The sequence below is a fragment of the Dellaglioa kimchii genome, assembly GCF_046115505.1.
Taxonomy (GTDB): Bacteria; Bacillota; Bacilli; order Lactobacillales; family Lactobacillaceae; genus Dellaglioa; species Dellaglioa kimchii.
The window spans coordinates 1,471,017-1,496,014 of sequence record NZ_CP170736.1 but is presented as its reverse complement, the minus strand read 5'-3'; the positions used below and the strand labels follow the sequence as shown (position 1 = coordinate 1,496,014).

Genomic DNA, 24,998 nt, shown 5'->3' with positions numbered 1-24,998 from the left:
TTATTTAGTCGACCTTTTTTGTAATTGGTGCAAAAGCTGTCAACAGACGCTTGATTCCTTGTTCTTTAAAAGCAATATCAAGTTCAGCATCCGAACCTGATCCTGAAACTTTAACAATTGTCCCAGTTCCCCAGGCTTTATGTTCCACTTTTTCACCAATACGCCAAACAACTGCATCAGCACCTGTACCATTATCACGTTCAACAGTTTTAGCAGGACGGCGGTATGTTGTCGCCGTCGCACGTTGATTGGAATACGATGAATTACGAGATGGTGCTGCCGTTTGGTTATCTAATTCAAGCAATGATTCATCTATTTCACCAATGAAACGTGAGGCTTGATTACTTTGACGACGACCATATAACATTCTTGAAAAAGCATTTGTTAAATATAATTTACGTTCAGCACGAGTGATTCCGACATATGCTAAACGACGTTCTTCCTCAAGTTGATCATCTTCTAACATGGCACGAGAAAGAGGGAATATGCCTTCTTCTAATCCCATTAAAAAGATAACTGGGAATTCAAGCCCTTTAGCAGCATGTAATGTCATCAATGTGACTTCTTCAGGTTCTTCTTCAATATCATCTTGAGCAGAAACTAGCGCTAAATCAGCTAAGAAATCAACATAACGGTCACTGTCATCTTCTTCAGCTTCCCAACGATCATCAAATTGCTGAGTTACAGACAAGAATTCTTCAACGTTTTCAAGTCGCGTTTCATTTTCAATCGTTTTCGTCTTTTTTAAATTAGCTTCATAACCTGATTGTTTTAAAATTTCTTTTGTTAATTCAGTCACATTCAAGAACTCACGCATTTTTTGTAATCCACGAATCATTGTGGCAAATTCTTGTAATGATTTTTCAGCTTTCCCAGAAATATTAGCAAGTGCTGAGTTTTCAGCACCTTCAAGCATTGTCCAATTGTTCAAATCTGAAAATTCACGTAATTTATCCACACTACTTGCACCGATACCGCGTTTTGGGACATTTACAATACGATCAAAACTCATTGAATCTTGATCATTAGCAATTAAGCGAATGTAGCCCAAGATATCTCGAATTTCCAATCGCTCGTAGAATTTGTGTCCACCAACCATTTTGTAAGGAATGCTTGATTTTAAGAATGTCTCTTCAATCACACGAGACTGTGCATTCGTTCGATATAAAATGGCGAAATCACCGTAATTCAAGTGATTATCTTTAATTTGTTCTTGGATTTTTTCAACCACATAATGCGATTCATCATTTTCACTTTGGCCACGGTAGTAAGAAATCTTCTCACCATCTTTATTGTCAGTCCAAAGGCTCTTATCACTGCGGTTTGTATTATTATCAATAACTGCATTAGCAGCATTTAGAATTGTTTTCGTTGAACGATAGTTTTGTTCCAACTTAACAACATCAGCATCTGGATAATCTTTTTCAAAATTCATAATGTTATCCATGTTTGCCCCACGCCAACCGTAAATACTTTGGTCAGCATCCCCAACGACACAGAGATTTTTGAAACGTTCAGCTAACATGTTCACTAACGTATATTGTGCTTCATTAGTATCCTGATATTCATCCACATGGATATATTGAAATTTATTTTGATAAAAAGCCAATGTTTCAGGCTTTTCTTTAAATAAACGGATAGTTAACATGATTAAGTCATCGAAATCAACTGCTTGATTTGAGCGTAATTCTTTTTGATATGACGTATAAACTTTAGCTACCATTTGTTCGAACATACTTGCAGCACGTTCTGCGTATTCTTTTTCCGTTAATAAATCATTTTTGGCGTTTGAAATAGCCCCTAAAACGGTTCTTGGGTCAAATTTTTGTGGATCAATATTTTGTTCTTTTAAAATACGTTTTACTAAGGTCTTTTGTTCACCCGGGTCAGCAATTGTAAATGCGCGGTTATAACCAATTTGGTCAATATCACGTCGCAAAATACGAACACAAAGTGCATGGAATGTTGAAACCCAAACATCTTCTGCCCCTTTGTTAAGTAATTTATTAACACGTTCGCGCATCTCTTTTGATGCTTTATTTGTAAATGTGATTGCTAATACGTTCCATGGATTGATACCTTTTTCCTCAATTAAGTAAGCAACGCGATGCGTTAATACTCGCGTTTTACCACTTCCAGCTCCAGCCATAATTAAGAGTGGTCCCTCTGTTTTTAGGACAGCTTCTTTTTGTTTGTTATTCATTCCGTTCAATAAGCTTTCAGTAGTCAAATTAATCAATCCTCTCTATAAATCAGTCATTATTTATTATAGCAAAAAAACGCCTTAACTTCTTTAATTTTTATATAATATATGTCTCAATTTATTCATAAAAAAAGACGAATCGATTCAAAACGATTCATCCTTCCAATTTCATTTAATTTGTTGTTTCTTTTTTATCCCAGATACCTGTATCTTCAATTTGATTCAATGCTTCTCGGACTGAATCTGATTGTACTAAAATATGCCCAGCACGATCTAATTTATGATTTTCAGGGTAACGATAAAAATGGTAATACCAATTATTTTTAAGAACCCACTGCGTCTTTAAATCAGCACGTTCTTCTTCTTTTAACGACACCATAACAGTTGGTGCAAGAAATTTCACTTTTGATAGTGGTAATCCACAAATGGCACGTAAATGCTGTTCATACATGCTGACGTTTGTTGCTTTATCAAAAACATATCCTGATTGATGCATAGCAGGTACGATTCGTTTAACATAAATTGCACCTGATTTAGTTACAAAGTAGCCAATTTCTAATGCACCTGTATAATCTAGATTTTCCGCAACTTTAATGGCAATTTTATGCATTTCAGCAGAAATTTCTGTATCTAAATTAGCTGGCACAATTGATTCATGTAATCGATGATCACGATATTTGTTTTCAACAGCTGGGAAAAAATTAATTTCCTTACCATTTTTGATAAGAACCATCGAGATTTCTTGTTCATACGGAATCCATGATTCTAAAATATAGGTGCCACGTTCAACCAAGTACGCAGCATCTGAAATATCAGCTTGCGTATTGAGAACACTCTGGTAACTTTTACCAAATCCCTTTTGGATTGGTTTTAAAACGCTAGGATACCCAATTGAAAGTACAGAATTATATACATCCTCTAATGATACAATCGTTTCGAAAGGTGGAATATTAATATTTAACTGCTCAAAAAAAGCTCTTTCCAACAAGCGGTCTTGCATAATTTCTAATGCATTATACTTTTGTGGCACATAAGTATATTTTGAAATATATTCAATCACTTCTGAACTGACGTGCTCAGATTCATACGTCACAATATCTGTTCGTTCAGCGAATTCTTTCAATTTATCCTTATCATTCATCTTACCTACAACAGAATAATCTGCTAATTGAAGGGTCTCACTAACTTCATTTTGACTGTACGCTGCGATTCTAAATCCTAAATTTCTTGCAGCCATAGCCAACATTGCACCCGTTGGACTATCTCCGATTATTCCCAATGTGCTTCCAGGAAAGATAACTTTTTTTTCCACTATATGTTCACTACTTTCTACTTTGGCTTTATACCCTTAATCATACTGTTATCCCGCGGGGCAATCAAGTTTTAACAACCATAATTTAACAATTTTATAAGAAAATAAAAAAGAGCACAATTATGCTCTTTTCCTTAATTTAATCTTCAAAATGAACTTGATCACCATCAAATGATGAAATTTTAGCAAGTGATTCTAAACGTACGCCACGTTCATGAATTAATTCGGCACCTTTTTGGAATGATTTTTCAATTACAATTCCAATTCCAGCAATTTCTGCCTTAGCTTCGTCACAAATTTGGAAGAGCCCTTCAGCTGCTTGACCGTTTGCCAAGAAGTCATCAATGATTAAAACACGATCATTTTCACCTAAAAACTTGTTGGCAACAGCAATCGTATTTTCAACTTTCTTTGTGTACGAGTAGACAGAAGCAGAATATAAATCATTTTGCATCGTAACACTCTTATTTTTACGTGCGAAGACAACAGGAACATGAAATTGTAACCCAACGAATACTGCTGGGGCAATACCTGATGATTCAACTGTTAAAATTTTAGTAATTTTTTCATTTTTGAATAATTCAGCAAATTCCACACCCATTGCTAACATTAAATCGGGATCAACTTGGTGATTTAAAAATTGATCGACCTTCAATACATCTCCTGGTAATACAATACCATCTTGCATAATTCTGTCTTCTAAAAGTTTCACGTGGGGTACGCTCCTCTTGCCATTTATATTTTTTTGGGTATAAAAATAGCTTTTTCACTTCGGTATAAGTAAAAAAGCTACATTCCGGTTTTGAATGACTTAAGAATAACATAATATAAGGGTAATTTCAATTTGAATCTACTCATTTATCGTTATTATACTTGACATTAATCCCGTTTATTTATCATATTTATCTAACTGATATTGTTTAATGATATCTGTTAATTTTGTACTATAATCATTATCTGTTGCGTACCCATCAACCACTAAAGCTGCTGCAGCATCTTCGTAAGTTGCTGCAGAAAGAACGTCAGCGAATTGTGTTTTATTCCATGTATTTCCATTAGCTAATAATTTTGAATGAGACATAATTGCTTCGTCCCAGTCTTTGAAGACGATAAATTTAGCTGTAACGGTCTTCCATGTACCATCTTTTTCTTGTTCTTTAGTTTTGAAATCTTTTGCACGTGCGCCCGTTCCTTTGATTCCAAATAGGTTATTGTAGTCTTTAGCTAAAGAACTCGTTCCCCAATCAGATTCTAAGATAGCTTGTGCAATTGTAATACTAGAAAAGACTTTATATTTTTTTTGCATTTTTTGTGCTTCAGGTGCTACTTTCTTAATAAACGCTTGCTTTTTAGCTTCTTCTGCTGCTTTTTTTGCTGATTCACTTGCTTCAATTTTTGAGGTTGATAATGACGTCGCAATAGATTCATCTCGAGCAACATTCTTTTTATGAACGTTCATTGAAACAACGACTGTAATAATACCAAGAATTAAAATTAAAACAACAATATTTGCAACTTGAATTTTACCGTTCTTTACAAAAATCCCCCGACCATTTTTCTTTTTCATTAGTACACCCGTCCCTATACATTTAATTGTTTCACTTATTTTACCCTAATTCTATATCCATTACCATCGTATTTTTTCTCTTTTTATTAAATTTCTGTTAAGCTTGACCTATCTTAAATGAGATAGGAGAACATAATGACAAAAAATTTAAATTGGGGAATTATTGGACTTGGTAACATCGCTCACAGCTTTGCAACTTACTTTGATCAACCATTTGGTGAAATCTATGCTGCTGGCTCAAGAAACTTAGAAAAAGCACAGACTTTTGCTAACGAATTTAATATTCCACATGCTTATGGTAACTATGAAGACTTATTAGCCGATGATGAAATTGACATCGTTTACATTGCAACACCTCACAACTACCATATCGAAACAATCTTGGCTGCACTTAAAGCTGGCAAGCACGTCTTAAGTGAAAAAGCAATCACCATGACTAGTGCTGAACTTAAACAGGCAACTGATTTGGCTGAAGAAAAAGGCTTGATTTTACAAGAAGCAATGACTGTTTATCATATGCCACTTTATAAAAAAATTATTGAAGTAGCTGAAGAAAAAAAATTAGGCAAATTAAAAATGGTCCAAGCCTCATTCGGCAGTTTTAAAGAACCCGACCCAACAAATCGTTTCTTTAATCCTGATTTAGCTGGTGGCGCATTACTAGATATCGGTGTCTATGCATTAGCCTTTGTCCGTCAATTCATGACAGCTACACCTGAAATCACAGGTTCAGCAATGAATTTGTTCGAATCCGGTGTTGATGAATCTGAAACGATTAGTTTACGAAATGCCAATGATGAACTCGCAACTGTTGCCTTAACGTTCAGAGCTAAAATGCCTAAAATGGGTATCATTGCATATGAAGGTGGTTACTTTACTGTTTACGATTATCCCCGAGCTAATAAAGCTGCCCTTGTATTATCTGATGGAACGACTACAGATATCACTGCCGGTCAGACAAAACAAGCCATGAATTATGAAATTAAAGATGTTCAAGATATGGTTTTGGGTAATTTAAATCCTAACCCATTCTTAGAAAAAACAACAAACGTTATGTCAATAATGACGCAAGCTCGTGAACAATGGGGCTATAAATATCCTTTTGAAAAATAAGCTTCATCTGAAAAGTTATCACTATAAATTGTTGATAACTTTTTTTAATTCCATGCTACACTAAAAGAAAAAGAGTTGGAGTTAATTTTATGAAACGAAAGAAACGTTATATTCAGAATCGAACACGTAATTATCTAATTGGACTTGCTGTCATTTTAGTTGTCTCCCTTTTCAGCGGTAAACTACCTAGTACTGTAAAAGATTTGCTGCAAACAAATGGCAATTCAACTTCAGTCAATGTTAAAAATGGGACAGGAACAGCAAATACTAGTTCCATTAATAGCAGCAAAGCCGTTAATGGAATTGTGGATAATGGTGCACCAACCTTTTCAAAAAGTGATCTTGCAGATAATGCCAACGGTTGGATTAAATATGGCGCACTTGACACTCTTGGTCGTGCTACTCAGGCAAATGCTCTTTTAGTTAAGGCTTTAGAATCTAGAGGGTCATCAGCAGATGCTTCAATTCGACCAACTGGTTTTGTATCAGGGCTGTCACCTTATTTTCATTCCCGCGGACATTTAATCGGTCGACAACTTGGTGGTAGTGGTGATAAAAAAGAAAATTTAGCCACATTATATCAAAACCCTGTTAATACACCCTACATGACCAAGTATGAAAACGCAGTTCGTGCAGCAGTTGATAAAGGAGATCATGTCCGTTATCAGGTGACACCAATTTTTTCTGGTAAGTCCCTTTTCCCTAAAGCAATTCAAATGCAAGGTAAAAGTACAACTTCTTGGGGCAATATTAAATTTAATGTTACTATTTTGAATAAACGTTAATTCAAAGGAGTGTGTTATTCATGTTCACAGAATTAAAAAGTCAACTGATAGATTCAGCACCACAAACGCTACAACAATTATTACTTAATTCAAATATCCGTCAGACAAACGATGGCTATTTACAATTTCCGGGCAGCTCACTTCAAACACAATTTTTAGAAACAATGAATTTCTTGAAAACACCTGACACTATCTCTTTAAACTGGGACGAAGTTTGTATCTTAGGTCAGACAATTGATGGTGATTATCTAGCAGGTGATCACTATTCAACAACCTTTTTTATTCCTAGTAGTCTACTAGCAGATGATACTGAAATTCATCACATGCCTATAATTGACGCATTAATTGCACTAGAAAATAGAACATTAGATTCTAAAATCATTTCTAAATTCAACTAAAAAAGTTGTTAACAGCGAAATTTCATTCGTTGTTAACAACTTTTTTATTTTTACCTATTAGCATCGCGCATTTTACTCTCTAACTTTTTCGAACTATTTTTTGTAAAGGTCTTGCTATTAATGGGGCAACAATCCCCGCTAAGATCATCTCTGGGATTCCGTTTGTAACAACTAGTCCCATAATGTATGGCAATAATTGTGCCATATCAACTTTATAAAAATTAGCTGCTTGCCCATGATATAAGAGATAGATAAGTCCTAAAACTAAAACCGTATTAACCAATGAACCAAAAACAGAGGCAATAATCATGGCTAACGTTTTATTTTTCCACCATTTATATAAAAAGTAAAAAATAACCGCGGTCACAATTCCAATTAAAATTCTTGGCACAATCGCTATAAGTGGATTTGTAAAAACAATTGGTGCAAGTGGACTAGTTGGCGAAACAAACGCCCTAATAAATGTGATTAATCCCCAAACGCCACCGATAAATGCGCCATCTTTCCAACCAAACACTAAGGCAGCAACAATCACCGTGATATGAATTGTTGTGATGCTTAAAGGTCCAACAGGAATATAACCAAATAATGGCACAAAATTTTGAACAATAATGATTGAAATAAATAACGCTAAAATACTCATATGATATGTTTTATTATTAGTTTTCATCTATTTACTCCTACAAGTTTAATCATGTTACTTCCGTTCCTTTATTATAACCGATTTAACGATTCTTACCATTTAATATGCAAAAAAATAGAACATCACTAATTATAGAGGTAATCAGTGATGTTCTATTTTAAATAAATTTTATATTACATGAATGAGATAAGTGTTGTTAAAACAGGAACAACAATGATGAACAAGATTGTACTTGTTGTAACAATGTTTGTTGCGTATTTAACGTCTCCATGTGCTTCATTAGCTAAGATTGGTAACACGGCTAACATTGGTGTAGCTGATTGAACAATCAAAGTTTTTTGTAATAATGGTGCTAAATCTGCGCCAGTTAAATGTGTACCTAAAAGAATAACAGCGATTAAAATGATTGGTGATAAAATGAAACGTCCAAGTAATGCAACGACTGTATCACGATCAAATCTGATACTCTTCAAACCAGCTTTAGCTAACACAATACCAATATAGATTAATGATAATGGTGTAACTAATCCGCCAACATAACCTAATGTTTGGCTAATAAAATCAGGAACTGGAATTGCAAGAACCAAGAAGATTAATGCAACGATGAACCCAACAAGTGGCATTGGAATTACTTTAGCCCAGTTAATTTTCTTTTTCGTTTTATCTGATTTATCTTTTGTTGGATCATCATTTGAAATTAAGAAAACACCAAATGCCCATGTTGAAACTGTATTAATAATATAGTAAACAAGGAAATATGAGATACTCTTATCGCCAAACAATGCAATATTTAAAGGTAAACCAATGAAGATTGTATTTGCATTAACAACAGCATTCATGAAGATACCACGACGACCGGGTTTGATGTTCAAGATATGAACAAGTGCCCATGCAATTAAGTAACCGATAATAACAGCAATTGCTGGGTAGAGTAAACTACCTGACAATGCAGCTAATTGATCACGTTTTAAATATTTTAAAACAGAAACGAAAATTGAAGCTGGTAAAGCAATTTTTGTAATTAATGATGAGATATTGCCACCAAATGAATCAGCGAACCAACCTTTAACTTGTAAAATGTATCCAAGTACCATCATCAAAACAACAACTAAAACACTTTGAATTGATTGGAAAAATACCATAATTAATTGTCCTTCTCTCTACGCTTTTTTTAGTATTTAGGTGTCCATTTCATATCTGCGACAGCCTTTTTAACATCTGTAATTGCTTCTTTGTTTAATTTTTGGTCAACAACACTTTGGGCAACTACTTCAGCAATTGTTTGTGAGAATTCTGCTAAATGTGTTACTGGTGGTAATACGGCAGCACCAACGGCTGTAGTATCAACGATTCCACCTAAAGCATGGCTAGCTTGTGATAAGATTTCGCCATTAACTCTTGAAGATGTTGAAGCGATAATCCCAAATCCAAGACCTGGGTACATAAGTGCGTTATTTGCTTGACCAATTTGGTAAGTAACACCCTTGTAATCAACATTATCAGCTGGGATACCAGTAGCAACTAAAGCTTTACCATCAGTCCATGCAATCAAATCTTCAGCCTTAGCTTCTGCTAATTTTGTAGGGTTTGATAATGGGAAGATGATTGGACGTTCAACATGTGAAGCCATGTCTTGAACAATTTCTTTTGTAAATGTACCAGGTTGTGTAGATGTACCAATCATAACAGTTGGTTGAACAGCTTTAACAACAGCTTCTAAAGAAGTTAATTCATCAGCATTAGCAAATTCTGAACGTTTATGCGTAAATTCTTTTTGGCCAGGTGTTAAGTCTTCTGTATCATCAAATAACAATCCTTGTTTATCAACTAAGAAGAAACGTTTGCGAGCATCTTCTTCTGAAACACCAGCGCGTTTCATTTCGTCCATAATTTGGTTAGCAATTCCGACACCAGCAGTACCAGCACCATAAGTAATAACTGTTTGGTCAACAATTGAACCTTTAGTGATACTTAGAGCGCCTAAGATACCAGCTAAAACAACAATTCCTGTACCTTGGATATCATCATTAAATGTTGTGATTTCGTTTTGATATTTTTCAAGAATGTTGGCAGCATTTGAACGACCAAAATCTTCCCAATGTAACAATAATTCTGGGAATAAGTTCTTTGTACTTTGGACAAAACCATCAATAAAGTCATAGTATTTGTCACCAGTTACGCGAGCATGTTTGTTACCAAGGTATAATGGATCATTCAATAATGTTTCATTATTTGTACCAGCATCAATAGAAACTGGTAAAACTTGTGAAGGATCAATTCCAGCAGCAGCTGTATAAACCATTAATTTACCAATTGCGATATCAACACCGTTGACACCCCAATCGCCCATACCTAAAATACCTTCAGCATCTGTCACAACGACTAAACGAATGTCACGTCCTGCAGCAGCATTTTTTAATGTTGCTTCGATATCTTCTGGATGATCAATTGATAAGAATGCAGCGTTTTGTGGATTTACATAAATTTCATTGTATTCTTCGATTGAATCAGCAACAACTGGATCATAAACAACTGGCATAAATTCAGCCACATGTTGTCCCATTAAGTAGAAAAATAGTGTACGGTTTGCATTGAATAATTCCATTAAGAAATGGCGTTTTTCAAGACCAGTTTCTTTACTTAAATATTGTGCGTAATTTTGTGTTGCTTGTTCTTCAATTGTTTGAACTTTAGCTGGTAACATACCAATAAGTCCTAATTCACGACGTTCTTCCATTGTAAATGCTGTACCTTTATTTACAAATGGGTTATTTAACATATCTTGTGCTTTTGTCATCATTAATTCCTCCATTATTTTTTTATATTTTGTTTTCTCTTTAACTTACAAGAGCAAGAATACACCCCTTTAAAAATTATAGTCAAACATGTGTTATACTATAAATATTATTTATATGAGGATTATAAACGTTGATTTAAAGGAGATTATAATGAACATTCGAGATTTAGAATATTATCAACAAATAATTAATTTGAGAAATTTTTCAAAAGTTGCTCACTTTTTTTCGGTTAGTCAACCAACAATCACAACTGCAATGAAACGCTTAGAAACTGAACTAGACATAAATCTGATCATTCGTGATCAATCACATCATCAGGTTTCTTTTACACCAAGTGGTGAACAATTTTCTGAACATGTTAATATTATTCTCAAAGAATTAACAATTGCTAATCAAGAAATTAATCAACTTAAAAATGAACACGTTCGATTTGGATTACCACCTATTATAGGAACATACTATTTTCCGCAGATTGTCAGCAATTTATTTAATTCAGGTCTGATTAATCATCTAGACACAGTTGAGAACGGCTCCCAAGCCTTACTTCTTCAGTTAATAAACGGATCATTAGATATGGCTTTATTAGGTTCCGTTAAACCAATAGAAGATAATCGCTTAATTGCCAGAAATTTTGCGTCTAAACACTTCAAGATTATCGTTAGTAAACACCATCCCCTTGCCTCAAGAGAATCCGTTAAATTTTCCGAACTTCGAAATGAAAAATTTATTATGCAAAATGAAGGTTTTGTTCATCCAATCGTTTTTAAAGAGTTAACAACAAAAAATCATTTCAAACCAAAGATCATCTATACAACAAGTGATAGTCAGATTATTAAAAAAATGGTTACTGAAAATGTTGGTATTGGTTTTTTAACAGAACTAGCATTGGATGCTGCAGATGATCTGGTCTCACTCCCCTTATCAGAATTAGACCAACCTAAATTTTTAATGTCACTCGTTTATCGTACAAGTCATATTTTAACGCCTACACAAGCAAAATTAATTGACGTTTTAATTGATCCTACTATCTAGAAAAAAGAATAACTTATACCTTTATATTTAGGGTATAAGTTATTCTTTTTATTATTTATAGCCCTTCTTGAATATGTCTATTAAATAAACATCATTGACTAAAGGAACGTATGTTCGTATAATTAGATATATGTTAAGGAGGTTTCCTCGAATGTACAATTATAGTAATGAACCCAGAAAAGTCATCTTTATGATTGATTCTAAATCTTTCTATGCTTCTGTTGAATCAGTTGCGCGCGGTCTTAATCCATTACGCTCTATTCTCGTTGTTATGTCTACAGAAAATAATACGGGTAGTGGGTTAGTACTAGCTGCTAGCCCTATGGCTAAGAAAATATTTGGTATCACAAACGTATCAAGAGCTACTGACGTGCCAATTCATGATAAACGTTTAGTTATTGCCCAACCAAGAATGAATCTTTACATAGAAGAGAACTTAAAAATCAATAAACTATTTCAACAATTTGCGTCTAATGACGATATCCACCCATACTCTATTGATGAGTCAATTATTGATATGACCACTAGTTGGAAACTTTTCGGAAATAGTCCCTATGAAGTGGCTCGTAAAATTCAACTTGCGGTCAAAGGGAAAACAGGTATTTATACAACTGTTGGTATTGGTGATAATCCACTTCTTGCTAAATTCGCCCTGGATATTGAGGCAAAACATAACCATAGTTTAATTGCTGAATGGCACTATGAAGATGTCCCGGATAAGTTATGGCCAATAACGCAACTTGATGATATTTGGTCAATCGGCTCTAGAACGGCCGAAAAATTAAAAAAAAATCATATTAATTCAATGAACGATTTAGCTCACTTCAACCCCTATGAATTAAAAAACAAATTTGGCGTAATCGGTAGCCAATTATTTGCATTTTCTTGGGGAATTGATCGTTCAATCATTCATGATAAATATACCCCCAAGGAAAAATCCTATGGTAATAGCCAAGTCTTACCAAAAGACTATGTTATCCAATCTGAAATTGAAGTCGTTATTCGTGAAATTGCAGAACAAGTAGCAGCACGATTACGTTCTCATCACAAAGTGGCTACTGTCATTAATTTAGGCATTGGATTTTCTTTAGCCGAATCTACAGATTCTGGAAAAAAATATTCAGGCTTTGGTAGTTCATTAAAAATTGATTCAACAAATAGTAATGCCCAAATCACAAAATATGCCATCGACCTATTTCAAAAAAAATGGCATCATGAAGCTCTAAGACATATTAGTATTTCGTGTGGCAAATTAGTTGACGATAATAGTCAACAATTAGACATGTTTGACACCAATAATACGGAACAAAAAAATCACAACTTAGATAACACCATTGATATTATACGAAAAAAATATGGTTTTAAATCGATCGTAAAACTCTCCAGTAAGTCTGAAGGTGCAACAGCTATTTATCGCGCTGGTCTAGTCGGTGGCCATGCTGGAGGTAACACTTATGAATAAAATAACTGATGTTGATGCAAATTTGATAAATCAATTTTTAAAATATGATTATCACGATCGCGGTATGATGAAATGGCAAGGATTCTATTTAAGCGATCATACATCGGCTCGAACAAAAAAATTAAACGAAGAGACACGAAAACAGAAATTAACACATGACATTAAGATGAATGATACTAAAATTGCAGAAGTAATTAATTTGGCAATCATTAAATCTACCCCTGTCACTGTCGATCTCACTAACAAAAATTTGGATGATACACTTTTAGAACCTGTACAAGGACTCATTAATGGCTGGTATGAAGATAATATAATTATCAATAATATCACCGTTAAAATTAATGATATTCATGCAATATCATTGATCCATATGCCCAAAGGAGAAGGTAGAAGAAGTGTGTAAGTGGAAGTTATCTACTTATACACTTCTTCTACCTTTTTTGTTTGATCAATTATAAAAAACCTCCAGTATTGGACTAATCCAATACTGGAGGTTTACTTCACTATTTTTTTATTAAGCTTCTGGTAAATCTAATGTTTCGATTTTTGAATCTAACACTGGAGCATCGTCAGCTTTTTTAACTTTTTTAGTTGTTTTCTTTGGTGCTGCTGTTTCTTCTTTAACTTCTTTGACTGGTTCTTCATCAGGTGCAAATATTTTTGCACGAACTTCTTGGTCCATATCATGTAACATATCAGGTTTTTGTTCCAAAATATTAACAACATTTGGTTTACCTTGACCTAAACGTTCGCCATGGTATGAGAACCATGACCCAGCTTTTTCAGCGATACCATTTTCAACAGCAAGATCTAAGATATCAGCAGTAGCTGAGATACCTGATCCGTACATCATGTTTAATTCAGCAATTTTAAATGGTGGCGCTACTTTATTTTTAACAACTTTAATGGTTGTTTCATTACCAATAACATCCGTACCATCTTTAATTTGTCCACGACGACGAACGTCTAAACGAATTGTTGCGTAGAATTTTAAAGCACGGCCACCTGGTGTTGTTTCAGGACTACCAAACATGACACCAACTTTTTCACGTAATTGATTAATAAAAATAACAGTTGTTCTTGTTTTGTTGATTGAACCAGCCAATTTACGGAGAGCTTGTGACATCATACGAGCTTGTAACCCAACATGAGCGTCACCCATTTCGCCTTCAATTTCTGCACGAGGAACTAAAGCTGCAACTGAATCAATAACGACAAGATCAACGGCACCACTGGATACCAAAGCATCTGCAATTTCTAATCCTTGTTCACCAGTATCTGGTTGTGATAATAGTAATCCATCAATATCAACACCTAATGCTGTTGCATATGCGGGATCCATGGCATTTTCAGCATCGATATAAGCAACTGTACCACCATTTTTTTGGACTTCTGCTGTTGCATGAAGTGCAATTGTTGTTTTACCAGAACTTTCTGGTCCGTATATTTCAACAATACGGCCTTTAGGAAAACCACCAACTCCTAATGCGTAATCCAACGATAAAATACCAGTTGAAGTAACATCAATCTTCGTGTCGGCTTTGTCCCCCATCTTCATAATGGCACCTTGTCCGAATTCTTTTGTAATTGCTGATAACGCTTTTTCTAGTGCTGCTTCGCGTTCTTTACCGTCTTTTCTTTTGCCGTCTCCGGTTGCAATACTTCTGTTAGCCATAGTTAGTAACCATCCTCTCAATAGTAGAACATCTGTTCGTTTCCATCTACTTATCATACCTCATTAAATTTTATATCGCAAGCGTTAAATCATCTTTGCCAAAAATAAAAAGAACGATGCAATTATCGTTCTTACTAGGTATCGATGTATTCAATTATACTGCATGCTTATTAATTAAATACGCCATTTTCTTAAATAAATTCTAATTATTTAACTTATTCCATCGATTCAATCTGACTAATTGTCTCTTTTAAAACGCGTCTGAACGTTGCAAGATCTTGCCCTGTAACTTGCGTTTCCAATTTACTTTCCAATTGATTCCAAAAATCACTATTAAAAGTTGTCAGACCTTTATACTTATCCGTAACAGATAAGTGAACAACTCGTTTATCTGTTATATCAGCCTTTTTTTCCACTAATCCTAATGTGATTAATTTTTTCAAATGGTAATTCGTATTTGGCGTTGATTGATTCAACAATTTTGAAACACGTCCAATTGTTGGACTGTTCAACTGTTCGATCGCATTTAGATAATAAGTATCAATTGTCCCCAATTGTTTAATGTTCATTAGTCCATCTTGTTTCCCATACAAGCTCAACAACTGATTTAGTTTGTTGAAAGTCCCACTTAACTCAATCATTTTGACCCTCCTAGTTATAGATCGCCTTAGTTCCCACCCAAAATAAAGCAAAAAATTATTGATTTCTAATACATAAATGTTTATTTGACTTATTATAATGTAAAAAGAGGCGTATACACAAGTAATACGCCCCAAATTTTAATAAAAATATGCTATCGCTGAAAACGTTTAACTACCTGTAACTGTTGAACCTTGCCAGCTAAGCATTCCGCCATATACATCAACAACATCATAACCTTTTTCAAATAGGATATCCGCAGCTTGTGCACTACGACGTCCTGATCGACAAATAATATATGCTTTACCTGTTAATTCATAATCGTCAACTTCATCTAACGGGATATTTATTGCCCCAGGAATATGACCTTCAGCGAACTCATCGTCTTCTCGAACATCAATAATCTGTGGCTTTTGTGCTAATAATAGGTCAAGTTCCGTAGTCGTAATTGTTGGAATATCATCTTCAAAGTTCATTTAGTTACCCTCTTTTATTTAGTTATGGTTTTTATTAGTCTGTATCAATTTATTATCTATATTATCATATGTTTTTATTTCGGATTTTTCAAATATTTAGATTTTAATATTGATAGATTTAGAAGGCTCCAGTTTAAGGCTTACGGTTATTTTTAATTGGGAACAGCGTAGGTTATGACATAATACTAAAAATGGGTACTAAAAAACCACTCCATAATAACGGAGTGGCCTCTTTATATTTAGTTATTACTATCATGTATCAAATGTTGATAAGAAACTAAGTTCTTCTTTAATTTTCCAAAAATTTTCATCAATGAATCATGAGCACTTTCCGTTGAACGATCTTCGGCTAAGTACTGCCACGTTGAAATAATCAATAACAATGACACAAAAATTAATGGGAACCCAGCTAATAAACAGATAGCTTGGATTGTTTTAAAGCCACCAACAAAGACGATACCAAATGAGAATAACATGAAGATTCCCATCCAAACTAATCGGCTAAATAAACTTGGTTGTTCTGACGGTTTGAGTTTTGTACTAGTAAACGACGACACGATAAATGCAGATGATGAAATTGTCGTTGCTAAAAAGATAAAACATGAAATCGCATAGATAACTAGCATAACGTATTTAAATGGCAACGTTGAAATAACTTGTGCAATTGCTGCAGCTTGACCATATACATTTAGTGTATGAATTAAATCAGCAGCTCCACTTTGTTGTAAGTAGAGTGAATAACCACCTAAGATTGCGTAGAAACTCATACATCCTAAAGCACCATACGCAAGCATTCCTAATATCACCTGACGAATCGTTCGTCCACGCGAAATTCTAGCAATAAATAGGCCCATGAATGGCATGAAAGTTAACCACCAACCCCAGTAGAAAATTGTTTCCGATTTAACTGGATCAATCGCATGACCTAATCCTGAAGCTGTCCCTGTACTCATCGCTACAAATTGAGTAACCATCAGTACAAGACTGTTACCTTCTGACTTCAAAATATAAACCGTTGGTCCAACTAACAGAACAATTAACAAAAAGCCAATGGCTGTCCAAATATGAGCTGAACTCAATCGATCAATCCCACCCTTAATTCCTTTAAACATAGTTAACGTGAAAATGCTGAACAGGACAACAAATAATGCTAATTTTAAAAGAATTGTGTCTTGGACTCCCGTTAATGTTGCAATAATTTTAGATAATACAGGTATTTCCATCCCAACTGATGAACCAACACCGCCCATAATACCGAAAACGACAAGAAAATCAATAATTTTTCGTAAGATTTTTTTATAAGGTTGATCCCCTTTTAACATAGGAATCACATCACTAACACACATAACTTTCGCTTTTTTAACGTACATAACGTATGAAATAATTACAGCTGAAGATGCGAACATCATCCACGCCATTGGACCCCAATCGAATTGACCTAACATGTGAGCATTTTGATAATTAGCAGGCGACATCGCTTTAGCACCAAACAAAGGTTGTTGTACATAACGAAGCGGATCAACCATGCTAAGCATTAAAATACTGGCATCAATGGCCGTCGCAAATACCATACTACCCCATTTAAAATCACTGTATGCTGGCTTTTCACCTTTATTACCCAATGTAATTTTGCCATAATGGCTTAATGCAATATATAAAAAGAAAACAAAATTGAGAATATAGATACCAAGATAAGCCCAACTCAAGTGGGCCGTAATAGCATCCATTATTGAACCTAATTCTGCCTTCAAACCAGACCCACCGAGTAATAATCCAACTGATACTAAAATAAATAATGCCACAGTTGGTAAAAACATTTTTTTGTCGATATTCTGTTTTTCTAAAATAAAAATTTCCTCCTAAATTTTAGAGCACGATCTTTAATTCATCGCCGCACTCACTCCAATAATTCTGCTTTTAATTGCACAAAAAAAAGCACACTGATACAGTTTCTCCACTAGGGATATCTGCACAGCGTGCTTGTTAGCTTTGCTATCTTATACAAATACTCATAACGTAAATTATAATATTCTATCGAATCACTTACCTGGACTCACGTCACCATTATCATCTAGATAACGAATAATTCGTGCCGGGTTACCCGCAATTACGAGATCATCACCAAACGATTTTGTGACCACTGAGCCAGCGCCGACAACGACTCGATTACCAATTGTAACTCCTGGTAAAATCGTGACGTGTCCACCCATCCAGACACTATCACCAACCGTAATTGGTTTACCCATTTCAACATCCGCATCACGTAATTTTGCAGATAAGGGGTGTACTGGCGTGTAAAATCCAACGTCTGGTCCAATGTAACAATGATCACCAATTGTGATTGGACAAGTGTCCAACATCGTTAAATGGTAGTTCGCATAAAAGTGATTTCCGATATGAATATTAAATCCATAATCAAATTCGATTCCTGTTTCGGCCCAAAAGTCTTCACCGGAATCAGCCAATAATGCTTTAATATTTGTATTTTGTTGCTTATTATCGTCAAGCTGGTTAATTGTCCGCAGTTTTCTCCGAATCAGTTCTCGTCGTTCAACTAATTCCGGATCCAACTGCTCATACGGTTCACCATCTGACATCTTTTCTCTCTCAGTTTTTATCATGTTATAAGAATACCACTTATGTCATGATTTGTTAAATAGATTTTTATTTTCTATAAACACAGTAAAATAAAGCTGTTTTAACAACAATATTTAAATTATTCTAATTTTAATTAGAGTAAATTTTAAACCTATTATTACAGAAAAATCTTCTAACAATAATTCACAGCGTATTAGCTGTTCATCAATCATTAGAAGATTTATTTAACTTATTTTATCAACAAATAGTTGTGTTATTTGTTTAGGTCTTGTAATAACGCCACCGACAACTGCCGAAAATGCGCCAATATCAAATGCTCTCTTAACTTCTTCTGGAGTCGTTGTATGGCCCTCCATGATGACAGGGATTTTAAGATTTTTAATTAACTTTTCTAGTAAATCAAAATCTGGGCTATCCCTTTCGTCCGTATATTCTGTATATCCTGACATCGTTGTAGAAACCATATCAAATCCATTTTTTTCAGCCGTAACCCCTTCTTCATAATTAGAAATATCAGCCATGGCTAATCTATTTCCTTCATGAATTTTATTGACTAAATCAGTCACTTTTTCATTATGAGGTCGTTGTCTAACAGTTGCATCTAAGGCAATAATCTCAGCGTCCGTTTACAGCAATTCGTCTACTTCTTTCATCGTTGCTGTAATATAGACTTCTGAATCTGCATAATCTCGTTTGATTATGCCAATCAATGGTAATTTTACTTGCTTTTTAATTTCTACAATATCAGAAACTGAATTTGCTCGTATCCCGACAGCGCCACCCATTTCAGCTGCAAGGGCCATTCTCCCCATGATAAATGAACTAAATAATGGTTCACCTTCTAGTGCCTGACAAGAAACAACTAACCCATTCTTTATTTCATTTAAATTCATCATATTATCTCCCTTTAAATGTCACTAGCATTTGTTTTAATAACTTGTTTATACCAATCAAAACTATCTTTCTTGTAACGTTTCAATGAGCCATTTCCATCGTCATCTTGATCAACATAAATGAACCCATAGCGTTTACTCATTTCTGAAGTTGATGCGCTAATTAAATCGATGCAGCCCCACATTGTGTACCCCATCAAATCAACACCATCCATAACAGCTTCTTTCATTTGAATGATATGTTCTTCAAGATACTTAATTCGATAGTCATCATGAACTTTGCCATCATCGCCTAACTTATCAAGGGCACCAATTCCATTTTCAACAATAAATAGCGGTACACGATAACGATCCCACATTGCATTCAGTGTAATTCTTAATCCAATGGGATCAATTTGCCAACCCCAGTCACTTGTTTCTAAGTAAGGATTTTTTTCACCATTAATCATATTGCCTAACGATGTATCACCCGTTTTACCAGCCGAAGTGACCGTTGACATATAATAACTAAAACTAAGAAACGCAACTTTACCCATTTTAAGAATAGCTTCATCCCCTGGCTCCATCACAATATGAACATCGTTTTCTTTGAAATAGCGGTTCATATATTCAGGATATTCACCGCGGACTTGAACATCCGTGAAGAACAAGTTTAAATTATCATTTTCTTGCGCAGCACGAACATCTGCTGGATTAGGCGTTGATGGATAAGTTTGCATTCTAGCAAGCATACAACCTACCACAAAATCAGGATTAATTTTCCGTGCTTGTTCAACTACTAAAGCACTTGCGATAAATTGGTGATGAACAGCTTGATAACGAATTTGTAATTGTTCTCTCTGTGTTAATTCACTATCAACAGCACCCGTTTCCATGAAACCAAATGAGCTAACATTAATTTCGTTAAACGTTAACCAATATTTAACCTTATCTTTAAAACGGTTAAGTACAACATCCGTGTAATGTGTAAAACTAGCAATTGTATCGCGGCTTGCCCACCCATTTTGTTTAACCGTCAAATCAAGCGGCATTTCATAATGCGATAATGTAACAACAGGTTCAATACCATACTTAGCTAACTCATCAAAAACGCGGTCATAAAATGCTAACCCAGCTTCATTGGGTTCTGTTTCATTGCCATTTGGAAAAATTCGTGCCCATGCCATAGACATTCGGTACGTTTTAAAACCCATTTCTGCAAATAATTTAATATCTTCTTTATAATTATGATAGAAGTCAATCCCACGACGTTTTGGATAATGGTCAGTGGTTTTATCACCCATAGCTTCTTCAATAGCTTTCATTGTGACAGAACCAAGATTCATTTCTGTTCTATTTTCAGATTTACGGATAACTTCAGCAGTAGTCATCCCTTTTCCATCTACATCCCAGCCACCTTCAACTTGGTTTGCAGCTGTTGCGCCACCCCATAAGAAACCTTTTTTAAACCCTTTTGGATAATCTATTTTATACATATTAATACACTCCTTCAAAGTTTTTTGTTTAACTTATGTATCTGTGAACTATTTCAAATAGAGGTTTTACCTGTTTTTTTCAAAAAAATTACCTATTGATAACTAAACAAATAGTTATCAATAGGTAATGCCTGATCGAATCAGTTACAGCCCTTATTTGACAAATTAAGTATATCAAATATAGTAAGCGCTGTCAAAGTTAACTTAAAGGCTTACTCACCTTGCCTTATTTTTTCAATAACCTGAATAATATTAAACGTATCCTGTAGGCTATGTCGCTCACAAGTCTTTGCACCAGTTTCAACTAGATTAATAAAAGCTTGAATTTCAAGCGTCATATCATCTCCAACAATGTTATAGTCCCGCTCAATTTTTTGTCCACCATTTAATTCAATCGTATATTTTTCAATTCGATTATACATTGGAATAACGATACGACCTTGTTGCCCAACAATAATCGCAACTCGCGGTTTAGCTTCATTTATTGCGCCTTCAATGAACGCCTGAGCCCCTGTTTCAAAATGTATCGTTGCCGAGAATTTTTCATCAATCCCATTATGCATGTCTAATTTTGATTCAATACGCGAAATATCTGAACCCAAAATGTCTAACACAAAACCAATTGGATAAGTACCGATATCGTTCAAAGCACCACCCTGCCCTTTTTGAAGTAAATATGACGTCGCTTTTTGAGATGGAATAGCATTAGAACAAAAGTTAGCTGACATAGTTTGGATGGGTCCAATTAAAGCTAAATCTTGTTTTAAATGATCCATACCGCTGTTAAATTTTGTTTTAAATGCTTCAACAAATAAGGTTTTATTTTCTCTTGAAGCTAACTCAATTTCTTTCATATCTGTCGTTGTTAGTACAGCCGGTTTTTCACAAAATACCGGGATATTTAACTTCAACACCTTAAGTGACCATTCTTTATGTAACAGATGTGGTAATGCAATATAAACGCCATCAATCGAATCATCACCTAAAAGAGCTTGATATGAATCATAAATGGTTAAATTTGGATTTTCCGCTTTAAACACATGGTCATTAAATAATGACTTTGACCCAATTGCTGTAACTTGTCCATTTTTTGTATGTCGAATACTTTCATAAAATCGCTTTGCAATATTACCGTAGCCAATAATTCCAAAATTCATTGTTCTTATCTCCATTTCCATTTAACCGTTTTCATTAATTATAGCCGACTCATACAGTATGCACCAAATTTAATTTCAAACTCAAAAAGGACATCCTATTTCTGGGATGCCCTTCTCGTGATTCAATCTTATTTTTTAACCTACAAGTTCAATTTGGTTTCCTTCAGGGTCCAAAATGACTGCTTCATAATAGCCATCCCCTGTTGTCCGAGGGCCACTAACAACCTCTATACCAGATTTTTTAAAATCAATCACCATTTGATCAACGGTCGCATGATTCTCAACAGAAAAGGCTAAATGTGCATAACCAAATCCATCAGGATAGCAATCTGTAATATCCGTTCTCGTCATAATTTCCAATCTTGTTTGACCATCTGGAAAGCTTAAGAAATATGACGAAAATCCTTTAGTCACATTGTCATAACGCGCACCAAAAGTTGCCTTAAAATTAGTCACATAAAAATCACGCATTGTTTCAAGATTCCCTACCCATAAACCAACATGTTCAATTTTCATTAGCCTAAACCTCTGTTGTTTCAATTGGAAAGACTAATTCAAATTCCTCACAAACTACTGGCATCGTCTCATCAAATGTCTTATTAACACTTTCTAATTCTTCTTCAAAAAAAGATTGATGAACACTACGCCAATAAGCTAAATTTCTATCGCCTTCGCCTTCAAGAAAAGCATGCTCTTCTGTAACTTCGTTAAATGGTGTCACATAAACTTTTGTTGTTTTCGTAATCGCCATTGGATTATCTTTATAATCAACAATGACATTGTAATCGCCAACTTTTGGTAAAGGTTCTTCATCAAAATATAAATTATAGGCTGACGATGTCCCTGTTTTAAGACCATCTAAAACTAATTGACCTAATTCTAACGTTTCTTTCTTAGTGACGCCAAATGACCATGCATCATAATTATCATGTTCAATTTTATTTACCTTTTTAAATGCTTGCCAATACTCATAAATTGTCATATGAACTCTCCTTCAAGAATTTAATTTTCTGCATTTAATATGTCTAAGAACAACTCACCATATTTTTCCAATTTGCTTTCACCAACACCCTTAACATCCAACATATCAGTTAACGTTTCCGGCATAACTTCACACATTGAATATAGCGTTTTATCAGAGAAGATAACAAATGGTGGTACACCTTGTTCCTCTGCTAATTCTCGACGTAATTGTCTTAATTCTTCAAATAGTTCATTATCTTCAGGTAATGCTTGTTTAACTTTCACAGCCATTTTTCGCGTAACTTTGGTCTCACCTTTTAAGACACCAACACCTTCTGCAGCAAGTTGCAGAACCGGATATTGTCCGCTTGAAGCTTGTAAAAACCCTGACGCAACCAAATAGTCAATCAATCCAGAAACTTCCTTCTGCGATTGATCTTTCATCAATCCATACGTAGGTAATTCATCAAATCTAAACTGCATCACCTTTTGTACTTTTGAACCTGTTAAAACTTGTGCGACTAACCCTTTACCAAAATGTTCACCCATCCGTTTTACACATGATAAAACCTTTTGGGCATCAATCGAAATATCTTGTGCATCGCGCGTATCCAAACAGTTACTACAACGACCACATTTTGGTGCTTCATCTCCAAAATAATTCACGATTGTCTGCTGTAAACACTGTTGCGTGTTTGCGTATTGCGTCATTTCTTGTAATTTTAAATACTCATGTTTTTTATTAACGTCATCCATTTCAGATTGGTCAATGAAAAAATGTTGAATCTGAACATCTTTTAAATTAAAAAGTAAAATTGCTTCACTTGGTAAGCCATCTCGTCCAGCACGCCCGGCTTCTTGATAATAAGCTTCTAAACTACCAGGTATCTGAGCATGAATTACAAACCGGACATTACTTTTATCAATTCCCATCCCAAATGCATTCGTCGCAATCATCACCTGAACACGATCGTACAAGAAATCTTCCTGATTCTGACGACGTTCATCTTCTTGCATACCGCCATGATACATTGCCACTTTAATCTTAGCTTTTTTTATTAATTTAGTTAACCGTTCGACTTCTTTACGCGTACTTGCATAAATAATACCAGATTGTTGTTTCTGTCCCTTTAAATACTCGAGTAAGAAACGATCACTATTTTGATCTTTAACGACTTGGAAGGCTAAATTTTCACGTGAAAAGCCTGTTTTAACTTCATGTATAATTGATAATCGTTGCATAATATCTGCGGCTACTTGCGTTGTCGCTGTCGCTGTTAATGCAATAATCGTCGGATTCGAATTCAAACGTTGAATCGTTTCCGTTAAGCGTAAATAGCTAGGACGGAAATCGTGCCCCCATTGTGAGATACAGTGGGCTTCATCAATAGCAACGAGATCAATTCTTAACTCTGCTAAATCTGCCATGAAACTATCAGAATCTAATCGTTCTGGTGACACATAAAGTAATTTAACTTCACCACGAGCAGCTTGATTAAATCGTTCACGAACTTCCGTGTAATCTAGCGTGCTATTGATAAATGTTGCTGGAATACCATTTTCATTTAAAGCATCAACTTGATCCTTCATTAAAGAAATTAAAGGAGATATCACTAACGTTAGTCCATCTAATATAAGTGCTGGAATTTGGTAACATAGCGATTTTCCGCCACCTGTAGGCATAATAGCTAAAACATCTTCACCTGTTAGAATACGATCAATAACTTCTTTTTGACCTTGGCGAAAATTGTCGTACCCAAATTTTTCTTTTAAAACTGATTGTGGATTCATATAATCCTTTCTCTTTGC

At 34.8% G+C, this 24,998-nt stretch carries 23 protein-coding genes and 1 pseudogene; 6 read left to right on the top strand and 18 right to left on the bottom strand.

Going from position 1 to position 24,998, the window contains the following annotated elements; translation table 11 throughout:
- Positions 1-4: 4 nt before the first annotated feature.
- The 4 genes from pcrA to ACE83Q_RS07390 form a co-directional block, all read right to left on the bottom strand.
- Entirely contained in the window at positions 5-2,230 is a 2,226-nt protein-coding gene (gene pcrA, locus ACE83Q_RS07405) for a DNA helicase PcrA (protein WP_409022075.1), read from the bottom strand.
- A 145-nt stretch (positions 2,231-2,375) separates the two neighbouring features.
- Entirely contained in the window at positions 2,376-3,515 is a 1,140-nt protein-coding gene (locus ACE83Q_RS07400; protein WP_409022074.1) for a 5-(carboxyamino)imidazole ribonucleotide synthase, read from the bottom strand.
- 139 nt (positions 3,516-3,654) lie between these two features.
- Entirely contained in the window at positions 3,655-4,227 is a 573-nt protein-coding gene (locus ACE83Q_RS07395) for a xanthine phosphoribosyltransferase (protein ID WP_409022073.1), read from the bottom strand.
- A 177-nt stretch (positions 4,228-4,404) separates the two neighbouring features.
- On the bottom strand, positions 4,405-5,082 hold the full coding sequence (locus tag ACE83Q_RS07390; protein WP_409022072.1) for a glycoside hydrolase family 73 protein: 678 nt from the start codon (positions 5,080-5,082) through the stop codon (positions 4,405-4,407).
- A 135-nt stretch (positions 5,083-5,217) separates the two neighbouring features.
- Here ACE83Q_RS07390 and ACE83Q_RS07385 point away from each other — a divergent pair, with 135 nt between their 5' ends.
- The 3 genes from ACE83Q_RS07385 to ACE83Q_RS07375 all read left to right on the top strand — a co-directional run bounded on the left by ACE83Q_RS07385 (position 5,218) and on the right by ACE83Q_RS07375 (position 7,378).
- A complete protein-coding gene (locus ACE83Q_RS07385) occupies positions 5,218-6,195 on the top strand; it encodes a Gfo/Idh/MocA family protein (protein ID WP_409022070.1) in 978 nt (325 codons plus the stop codon).
- A gap of 89 nt (positions 6,196-6,284) precedes the next feature.
- Positions 6,285-6,980 (top strand): DNA/RNA non-specific endonuclease, encoded by a 696-nt coding sequence (locus tag ACE83Q_RS07380; RefSeq protein ID WP_409022069.1) that lies wholly within the window; start codon positions 6,285-6,287, stop codon positions 6,978-6,980.
- Positions 6,981-7,000: 20 nt separating this feature from the next.
- Positions 7,001-7,378 (top strand): hypothetical protein, encoded by a 378-nt coding sequence (locus ACE83Q_RS07375; protein ID WP_409022068.1) that lies wholly within the window; start codon positions 7,001-7,003, stop codon positions 7,376-7,378.
- 79 nt (positions 7,379-7,457) lie between these two features.
- Here the strand turns inward: ACE83Q_RS07375 and ACE83Q_RS07370 are convergent, their stop codons facing one another.
- The 3 genes from ACE83Q_RS07370 to ACE83Q_RS07360 all read right to left on the bottom strand — a co-directional run bounded on the left by ACE83Q_RS07370 (position 7,458) and on the right by ACE83Q_RS07360 (position 10,836).
- The gene (locus tag ACE83Q_RS07370; RefSeq protein WP_409022067.1) at positions 7,458-8,048 is read right to left on the bottom strand and encodes an ECF transporter S component; all 591 of its coding nucleotides are present in this window, start codon (positions 8,046-8,048) and stop codon (positions 7,458-7,460) included.
- Between the two features lie 146 nt (positions 8,049-8,194).
- A complete protein-coding gene (locus ACE83Q_RS07365; protein ID WP_409022066.1) occupies positions 8,195-9,163 on the bottom strand; it encodes an AEC family transporter in 969 nt (322 codons plus the stop codon).
- Positions 9,164-9,192: 29 nt separating this feature from the next.
- Positions 9,193-10,836 carry a malolactic enzyme gene (locus ACE83Q_RS07360; protein ID WP_409022836.1) on the bottom strand — a complete coding sequence of 548 codons (1,644 nt, stop codon included), beginning with the start codon at positions 10,834-10,836 and terminating at the stop codon, positions 9,193-9,195.
- A 133-nt stretch (positions 10,837-10,969) separates the two neighbouring features.
- On the opposite strand from ACE83Q_RS07360, the gene ACE83Q_RS07355 reads away from it, so the two are divergent.
- The 3 genes from ACE83Q_RS07355 to ACE83Q_RS07345 all read left to right on the top strand — a co-directional run bounded on the left by ACE83Q_RS07355 (position 10,970) and on the right by ACE83Q_RS07345 (position 13,716).
- The gene (locus ACE83Q_RS07355) at positions 10,970-11,851 is read left to right on the top strand and encodes a LysR family transcriptional regulator (RefSeq protein ID WP_409022065.1); all 882 of its coding nucleotides are present in this window, start codon (positions 10,970-10,972) and stop codon (positions 11,849-11,851) included.
- Positions 11,852-12,002: 151 nt separating this feature from the next.
- On the top strand, positions 12,003-13,313 hold the full coding sequence (locus ACE83Q_RS07350; RefSeq protein ID WP_409022064.1) for a Y-family DNA polymerase: 1,311 nt from the start codon (positions 12,003-12,005) through the stop codon (positions 13,311-13,313).
- Complete coding sequence (locus ACE83Q_RS07345; RefSeq protein WP_409022063.1) at positions 13,306-13,716, top strand: hypothetical protein; 411 nt, start codon at positions 13,306-13,308, stop codon at positions 13,714-13,716. Before ACE83Q_RS07350 ends, ACE83Q_RS07345 begins: the two co-directional genes overlap by 8 nt.
- Positions 13,717-13,827: 111 nt before the next feature.
- Here the strand turns inward: ACE83Q_RS07345 and recA are convergent, their stop codons facing one another.
- The 11 genes and pseudogenes from recA to recQ form a co-directional block, all read right to left on the bottom strand.
- On the bottom strand, positions 13,828-14,988 hold the full coding sequence (recA, locus tag ACE83Q_RS07340) for a recombinase RecA (RefSeq protein WP_409022062.1): 1,161 nt from the start codon (positions 14,986-14,988) through the stop codon (positions 13,828-13,830).
- 215 nt (positions 14,989-15,203) lie between these two features.
- On the bottom strand, positions 15,204-15,629 hold the full coding sequence (locus tag ACE83Q_RS07335; RefSeq protein WP_409022061.1) for a MarR family winged helix-turn-helix transcriptional regulator: 426 nt from the start codon (positions 15,627-15,629) through the stop codon (positions 15,204-15,206).
- Positions 15,630-15,797: 168 nt separating this feature from the next.
- On the bottom strand, positions 15,798-16,103 hold the full coding sequence (locus ACE83Q_RS07330) for a rhodanese-like domain-containing protein (RefSeq protein WP_409022060.1): 306 nt from the start codon (positions 16,101-16,103) through the stop codon (positions 15,798-15,800).
- 239 nt (positions 16,104-16,342) lie between these two features.
- Positions 16,343-17,920: a BCCT family transporter gene (locus ACE83Q_RS07325; RefSeq protein WP_409022059.1), complete on the bottom strand. Its 1,578-nt coding sequence runs from the start codon at positions 17,918-17,920 to the stop codon at positions 16,343-16,345.
- Positions 17,921-18,142: 222 nt separating this feature from the next.
- Entirely contained in the window at positions 18,143-18,724 is a 582-nt protein-coding gene (locus ACE83Q_RS07320) for a sugar O-acetyltransferase (RefSeq protein ID WP_409022058.1), read from the bottom strand.
- 201 nt (positions 18,725-18,925) lie between these two features.
- A pseudogene (locus ACE83Q_RS07315) lies at positions 18,926-19,597 on the bottom strand (N-acetylmannosamine-6-phosphate 2-epimerase).
- A gap of 11 nt (positions 19,598-19,608) precedes the next feature.
- Positions 19,609-21,069: a glycoside hydrolase family 1 protein gene (locus tag ACE83Q_RS07310; RefSeq protein ID WP_409022057.1), complete on the bottom strand. Its 1,461-nt coding sequence runs from the start codon at positions 21,067-21,069 to the stop codon at positions 19,609-19,611.
- A 212-nt stretch (positions 21,070-21,281) separates the two neighbouring features.
- Positions 21,282-22,247, bottom strand: coding sequence for a Gfo/Idh/MocA family protein (locus ACE83Q_RS07305; RefSeq protein WP_409022056.1), 966 nt, complete (start codon positions 22,245-22,247; stop codon positions 21,282-21,284).
- A gap of 114 nt (positions 22,248-22,361) precedes the next feature.
- Positions 22,362-22,742: a VOC family protein gene (locus ACE83Q_RS07300; protein WP_409022055.1), complete on the bottom strand. Its 381-nt coding sequence runs from the start codon at positions 22,740-22,742 to the stop codon at positions 22,362-22,364.
- Positions 22,743-22,746: 4 nt separating this feature from the next.
- A complete protein-coding gene (locus tag ACE83Q_RS07295; RefSeq protein ID WP_409022054.1) occupies positions 22,747-23,208 on the bottom strand; it encodes an ASCH domain-containing protein in 462 nt (153 codons plus the stop codon).
- Between the two features lie 20 nt (positions 23,209-23,228).
- Positions 23,229-24,980, bottom strand: coding sequence for a DNA helicase RecQ (gene recQ / locus ACE83Q_RS07290; protein ID WP_409022053.1), 1,752 nt, complete (start codon positions 24,978-24,980; stop codon positions 23,229-23,231).
- Positions 24,981-24,998: the final 18 nt, after the last annotated feature.